At 23.8% G+C, this 1,377-nt stretch carries 1 protein-coding gene; it reads left to right on the top strand.

Translation table 11 applies throughout. The annotated features are described in order from the left end of the window. Positions 1–342 precede the first annotated feature (342 nt). Positions 343–1,341 carry a SpoIVB peptidase S55 domain-containing protein gene (locus JWF52_RS18915; protein WP_208335017.1) on the top strand — a complete coding sequence of 333 codons (999 nt, stop codon included), beginning with the start codon at positions 343–345 and terminating at the stop codon, positions 1,339–1,341. The last annotated feature ends 36 nt before the right edge of the window (positions 1,342–1,377 follow it).

The raw sequence follows: 1,377 nt of genomic DNA, 5'->3' as shown, positions 1-1,377 counted from the left end.
AAAAAAAGGAAAGACACTTAATCATAAATTTAGTTAAGTGTCTTTTTGTATTTTCAAATTTATATCTTTTATATTACAGACTTTCCATTAATCCTTATGATTATTGTTTTTAATTGTTAGTTTCAAAATAAAATATGCCTATAGTCGAATAAAAAAAATCATATATATTTTTTAGTTTGTTATTTTACAATTTATATTGACTAACTTGTTTATTTATTATTGTTTTTGTAATCTACGGTTTTATTGCTTCTGTTTTCCAAGCATCAAAATTTCAATCCTGCACAACATAATATTAAATCACCGCAAGATAACATTAAAGCATTGACAGAAAGCAGGTGTTTCATGAATTCTAATAATTTAAACTCAAAATATAAAAATTTAATAAAGTCAAAATTTATCTTATTTTCATCATTTTTATTTTTATTATATTTTTTCTCAAATAATTTAATTTATGCACAATCTAACCAAAAATCTGAACCAGATTATTTAATACCAATTGGAAATGTGCTTCAAATTGATGCAGAGTTAAAAAATATAATAGTAAGAAATTATATAGAAGATTCACCTTTTACTTTAGGAGATGCAATTCTTAGTATAAATAATACTCCTATTAGTAGTTACAATGATTTTTCTGAAATATTATGTTCTTTGGATAATAAAGAAGATGTATCTGTTTTAGTTTCAAGAGGAACTAATAAATTGACTATTCATACTAATAAAGAACATTTAGAAAAAATTAATTTCAATAATTTATTATCTGGTTTTGCTACATTAACTTATATAAATCCAGATACTCAAGAATTCGCTGCTGTTGGGCATCCTATTAGTATAGGTACTTCAAGAAAGATACCAATTAAAAATGGATGTATATCTACTACTACAGATTTAGATATTCAAAAATCATCTAAAGGTAATGTAGGGTGCATAAATGCTAAAAGAAATTCTACTATAGGTCAATTTACTCAAAATACTGATTTTGGTATAAAAGGTAATATTGTAGATTTTGATACGTCAAACTTAAAAAAATATAAAGTAGCTGATTTAAAAGATATAAAATTAGGTAAAGCTCAATTAATATTACAAAATAACTCTTTACAATGTGAAAAATATGATATCCAAATAGTGAATGTAGAAAATCAACGTTCTGCACAATCTAAAACTATAAAATTTAAAATTATAGATAAAGACTTGTTACTTAGAACTGGTGGAGTTGTTCAAGGTATGAGTGGTACACCTATAGTTCAAGGCAATAAAATTATCGGTGCTGTGTCTCATGCAGTTGAAAATGATCCTACTCTTGGATATGGTATATTTATAAAATGGATGATTGAAGAAAAATAATAAATCTTTTAATTATATAAAAATATATAAGTAGTA

It is taken from the genome of Clostridium sp. CCUG 7971 (genome assembly GCF_017590215.1).
Lineage (GTDB): Bacteria > Bacillota > Clostridia > Peptostreptococcales > Peptostreptococcaceae > Faecalimicrobium.
The sequence above is the reverse complement of the archived record's forward strand: the minus strand, read 5'-3'. Positions and strand labels throughout refer to the sequence as shown.